The organism is Synechococcus sp. WC101, assembly GCF_047461555.1.
Taxonomy (GTDB): Bacteria; Cyanobacteriota; Cyanobacteriia; order Thermostichales; family Thermostichaceae; genus Thermostichus.
Window position 1 is genome coordinate 1 of record NZ_JANSHG010000167.1, and the last position, 5,081, is coordinate 5,081.

The 5,081-nt window shown below is 61.8% G+C and carries 5 protein-coding genes; 1 reads left to right on the forward strand and 4 read right to left on the reverse strand.

Annotated features, from left to right (window positions below; translation table 11 throughout):
• The 3 genes from NW809_RS10630 to cobA form a co-directional block, all read right to left on the reverse strand.
• On the reverse strand, window positions 1–1,323 hold a 1,323-nt coding region (locus NW809_RS10630; RefSeq protein WP_414402093.1), incomplete at its 3' end, for a 5'-3' exonuclease H3TH domain-containing protein.
• A gap of 44 nt (window positions 1,324–1,367) precedes the next feature.
• Entirely contained in the window at window positions 1,368–2,192 is an 825-nt protein-coding gene (gene menB, locus NW809_RS10635) for a 1,4-dihydroxy-2-naphthoyl-CoA synthase (RefSeq protein WP_414402094.1), read from the reverse strand.
• A gap of 36 nt (window positions 2,193–2,228) precedes the next feature.
• Window positions 2,229–3,737, reverse strand: a complete 1,509-nt coding sequence (cobA, locus tag NW809_RS10640) for a uroporphyrinogen-III C-methyltransferase (protein ID WP_414402095.1) — start codon at window positions 3,735–3,737, stop codon at window positions 2,229–2,231.
• A gap of 130 nt (window positions 3,738–3,867) precedes the next feature.
• Between cobA and NW809_RS10645 the strand changes: the two genes are divergently transcribed.
• Entirely contained in the window at window positions 3,868–4,866 is a 999-nt protein-coding gene (locus NW809_RS10645; protein WP_414402096.1) for an ABC transporter substrate-binding protein, read from the forward strand.
• Here NW809_RS10645 and NW809_RS10650 read toward each other — a convergent pair.
• On the reverse strand, window positions 4,850–5,081 hold a 232-nt coding region (locus NW809_RS10650; protein WP_414402097.1), incomplete at its 5' end, for a hypothetical protein. The genes NW809_RS10645 and NW809_RS10650 overlap by 17 nt on opposite strands.

Consider the following 5,081-nt stretch of genomic DNA (forward strand, 5'->3'; position numbering starts at 1 on the left):
TAGGCGGATGCCATGAGCGCGAAAAATGCTGAGATCATACTTGCAGTTTTGCAGGCTTTTGGGGCGACTGGGATCCTCCCAAATGGGCTGTAGGCTCTGTTTGACTAGGTTCCAGTCCAAGTTGGATCCCTGGCGGTGACCAATGGGCAAATAGGCAACATCCCGCTCCGACCAACAGCAGCCAATCCCCACCAGTTGGGCGTCGCGGGGATCTAGACTCGTGGTTTCCGTGTCCCAGGCTACGATCCCGGAGCAAGCCAACAGCTCCTGCCGCAACCGCTCCAACTGCTCAGGGGTATCCACAATGCGTACCGGCGGCAGAGAAGGGGGGGGATGTGCAGCAAAATCAAACCAAAGGGCCTCGTCGTCGGCAGAGCCATTCTTTGAACCTGTCCTGGCTTCAGGGACTTGGGCTGGGATCCCGCCCAAAGTGGCCTGCAGCTTGCGCACTTGAGCAATGAAACTGCGAAACTCTAGTTTCTCCAAAAGCGGCAGCACTTCCGCCGGGTCAAACCCGGTCAGCCTCATGCTCTCCCAGTCGGGCAAAAGGGGGACATCACAGTGAATCCGAGCCAGAAATTGGGAGTGCTGGGCTGCGGTGATCCCTTCCTTGAGGTACTGCTGGACTTTGCCAGGGATCTCCTCCAGATGGTTGAAAATCTCCTCCAAGCTGCCGTAGCGCTGCAAGAGCTCTGCCGCTCGCTTGGGGCCGATCCCCTTGACGCCGGGAATGTTGTCGGAGGGGTCACCACAGAGGGCTTTGTAGTCGACCACCTGCCAAGGCCAGATGCCCAATTTCTCTCTGACCTCTTGGGGGCCAAATTCGCTGACGCGATCTTTGCTGTTGAGATGCAGAACCCGAATTCTTCCCTCGGGGTCAATCAACTGAAAGAGATCCTGGTCGCCGCTTAAGATCTGCACCCGATACTCTTGGGGGGCAAGCCTGCAGAGCGTACCCAGAACGTCGTCGGCCTCAAAGCCGGGCACTGCCAAAATCGGAATGCGCAGCGCCGCCAACACCTGCCTGAGGTTTTCCACATCCTCAATAAACTCCGGCGGCGTTTCCGGACGGCCTGCTTTGTAGGTTTCATCGGCCTCGTGGCGAAAGGTGGGCTGCCGGGTATCAAAGGCAACAGCTATGTGGGTGGGGGGGTATTTCTCCAAGACCTCCAGCAGCGATTTCAAAAAGCCAAAGCTGACACTGGTCGGGATCCCAGTGGAGGTGCGCAAGCCCCCCTCGCGGCTATGGGCAAAGGCGTAAAAAGAGCGGTAGGCCAGGGAGTGGCCATCGACCAAAAGCAGCCTCGGAGGGTGGGAAGCCATCGGCCAAGACCAACAACTGAGTCCAGCCTATCGTTTGCTGCCCCCTAGGGCCGCCAGGGAAACTGGCGAAAGTTGGGAGGACGCTTCTCCAAAAAAGCGCGTCTGCCCTCGGCAGCTTCCTCGGTCATGTAATACAAGAGCGTCGCGTCTCCCGCCAGCTCCTGCAGTCCCATCTGGCCGTCGCAATCGGCGTTGAAAGCAGCCTTGAGGCAGCGGATGGCCAGAGGACTGTGTTGGAGGATCTCCCGCGCCCAGCGGATCCCTTCGGCTTCCAGTTCCTCCAGCGGCACCACCGCATTGACCAGGCCCATCTCCAGGGCTTGCGCTGCAGTGTACTGGCGGCAAAGAAACCAGATTTCGCGCGCTTTTTTTTGTCCCACCACCCGCGCCAGGTAGCTGGCCCCAAAGCCGCCGTCAAAGCTGCCCACCCGTGGCCCGGCCTGGCCAAAGATGGCGTTGTCGGCGGCAATGGTGAGATCGCAGAGGAGATGCAAAACATGGCCTCCCCCAATGGCGTAGCCGGCCACTAGGGCAATCACCACCTTGGGCAAGGAGCGGATGAGGCGCTGCAGGTCCAAGACGTTAAGACGCGGAACCCCAGCCTCATCCAGGTAGCCGGCCTCTCCCCGCACGCTCTGATCCCCGCCGGCGCAGAAGGCATATTTTCCGTCCGTGTGGGGCCCGGCGCCCGTCAAGAGCACGACTCCAATCTTGGGATCCTCCCGCGCATCCAGAAAGGCATCAATCATTTCGACGATGGTCTTGGGGCGGAAGGCATTGCGCTTGTGGGGCCGGTTGATGGTGATCTTGGCAATGCCATCCGTCTTCTCGTAGAGGATGTCTTCGTAGAGCTTGGCCGTCTGCCACATGGTGTCCAGAGTCCCAACTGCCCTCCCATTATCCCGCTAGGGGGTGGCCCGGAGGAGGGATCCCAACAGCCCTTCCAGGGTGTACTCCTGAGCCACCACATCTACCCGCCCTAAGACCTTCTTGCAGGTTTCCGCCGTTTTGGGGCCGATGGCAGCAATCTGTACCGGTGGATCCCAGACTTCAGGGCCTAGCCCTGCCTGGCGCAGGAGATGGGCAAAATGCTGCACCGTTTTGGAGCTGGCAAAGGTGAGAATATCCACCTGGCGGGTCTTTAGGGCTTCCAGGACTTGGGGATCCGCCGCTGCCGGACAGGTCGATTGATAAGCGGCCACCTCCACCACCTCGGCTCCGCGTTGCCGCAGCCCTTGCACCAGCTCCTCCCGTCCTCCGGATTCGACGCGGGGAAAGAGGATGCGCTGCCCCTGCACCGGCTCCGGCCAAATGGGCAGCAAGGCTTCGGCCACAAACTCGGAAGGCATCAAATCTGGGCGGATGCCATACTGAGCCAGCACCGCCGCCGTTTTGGATCCCACCACCGCCACTTGCAGGGAGTGGAGCGCCCGGCTATCTCGCCCCTGCTGCTGCAGCCGCTCGAAAAAAGCCTGCACCCCATTGGCCGAAGTCAGCAGCAGCCAGTTGAACTGTTGCAAGTTGGCAATGGCGGTGTCCAGGGGATCCCAACTGCTAGGAGGCTGGATCACCAGGGCAGGCATCTCCACCACCCGCGCCCCCTGAGCCCGCAGCAGCTCGCGAAAAGCCGGCGACTGCCCCTCAGCACGGGTGACCAGCACCCTCTTGCCTGCCAAAGGAGCCGGTGGCGGCAACGGTGGGATCCCCAGCAAAAATTCCTGCCGCAGCCGCACCACCTCGCCCACTATCAATAGCCCCGGCAACCTTTCCCCAGCCTCCGGCTCTACCCCTTCCCCCTGCTGCAGCTCCGCCAAGGTGCCCACCCAAACCCGCTGCTCCGCCTGCCCCGCCCCCCAGATCAGGGCCGCCGCTCGCTCCGGCGGGATCCCCGCTGCCATCAACTGGGCCGCAATCTGCTGCCGCTGCCGGGATCCCATCAAAATCACCAGCGTATCCAACTGGGCCAGAGCGCCCCAGGGCAGAGCCTCCAGCTCATGGGCAGTCAGCACGGCAAAGGCGCGGCTCAGGTGTTTATCGGTCAACGGGATCCCAGCCCACAAAGGGCCGGCTAGGGCCGACGACAAGCCCGGCCAGATCTCAAACGGACAGCCTGCCTCCCGCAGGGCCTGCACTTCCTCACGGGCGCGGCCAAAGATCAAGGGATCCCCCGACTTGAGGTGGACCACCTGCTTGCCTTCTCGGCAGCGCTGGATGAGCCAGCGAATGCCCTCCTGCAAACCCGCTTCTCCGGAACGTCGCCACACCTGCGCCTGCGGGGACAACTCCGCCAACAAGCGCTCGTCCACCAGCTCATCCACCCAAACCGCCTCGGCCTGCCGCAGGATCTCCAGCGCCCCTTGCGTCAGACCCGCCCGCCCGCCCAGCCCCGCTCCCACCAGATACACCTTGCCCATGGGGATGTGTTGCTGTCTCTGATCTCAACTATCCCATCCTGCCGCAAAAGCAGGATCTTAGCCCCCTCTCTCCAATCTTCCAGCTAGGCTAAGAAGAGCCCTGCCCCTTGACGGAAAAGCGTGGAAGCCCATGGCTAACGCCGTTGCAAAGCCTTGGCCGCGCCGGCAGTTTCTGGCTGCTGGAGCTGCTCTACTGGCGGTGGGAGCGGGATCCCGCCAATCCCGGCCTCTGCGGCTAGTAACCAACTGGTATGCCCAAGCCGAACACGGCGGCTTCTACCAAGCCCTGGCCCTGGGCATCTACGCCGACTACGGCCTGCAGGTGGAAATCCGCATGGGGGGAACGGCGGTCAACGTGCTGCACCTGCTGGCGGGGGGAGCGGCGGACTTTGTTCTTGGCGGCAGTCCTGACGCCCTGGCTGCCCTGCAATCCGGGATTCCAGTGCTCACCGTGGCTGCCTTTTTCCAAAAGGATCCCCAGTGTCTCTTGGCCCATCCGGGGGTGGGCATCGAGCGCCTAGAGGACTTGCGGGGCAAGCCCATTTGGGTCTCGCCAGGGGCCAACCTCACCTACTGGCCTTTCTTGCGGGCCAAATTTGGCTTCACCGACGACCAAAAGCGCCCCTACAACCTCAGCCTCACCCCCTTCCTGCTGGACAAGTATTCCGCCCAACAGGGCTATGTCACCTCCGAGCCCTTCCGCGTGCGCCAGGAGGGCGGTTTTGATCCCGTTGTCTTTCTCTTGGCCGACTACGGCTATTCCCCTTATGCCACTACCCTGGAGACCACCCGCCCCTTTGCCGAACAGTACCCTGACCAAGTGCGCAAGTTTGTGGCCGCCTCCATTGAAGGGTGGCAAAGCTACCTAGAGGATCCCCGCCCCGGCAACCGCCTCATTCGGCAGGACAACCCCAACATGAGCGAGGCCCTCTTGGCCTACGCCCACCAGGCCCTAAAAGACTACGGCCTCCTCACTGCCGGCGACGCGGCTACCCTGGGGATCGGCGCCATGACCCACCAGCGCTGGCAGACCTATTTTCAGGAAATGGTTGCCCTGGGAGTTGTCGAAGCTGGCTTGGACGTCCAGCAAGCCTACACTCTTGACTTTCTTCCTAGCCAGATTGCCTAATCACCGCCAAGCTTGGCGGCCACCAGTGGGGCAGAGGGTCGTTGCCATCCAAGCCGATAGCATTGGCCATAGCCTGCAAGCTCTGGGGAAGGTAGTGTCGCGTATTTTGTGGGTTAAGCATGGAGGGCGGAATGGGCGGAGAGGAGCTCAAGAGGTTGACCAAGGAGGAGATCAGCCGGCGCATCCGGGAAGGGGTCAAGGCCGTCATAGTGCTC

What these genes read in the sequence shown, in the direction of transcription:
- menB (WP_414402094.1), bottom strand. Translation starts at nt 2,192, where the DNA reads ATGTGGCAGACGGCCAAGCTCTACGAAGACATCCTCTACGAGAAGACG.
- cobA (WP_414402095.1), bottom strand. Translation starts at nt 3,737, where the DNA reads ATGGGCAAGGTGTATCTGGTGGGAGCGGGGCTGGGCGGGCGGGCGGGT.
- NW809_RS10645 (WP_414402096.1), top strand. Translation starts at nt 3,868, where the DNA reads ATGGCTAACGCCGTTGCAAAGCCTTGGCCGCGCCGGCAGTTTCTGGCT.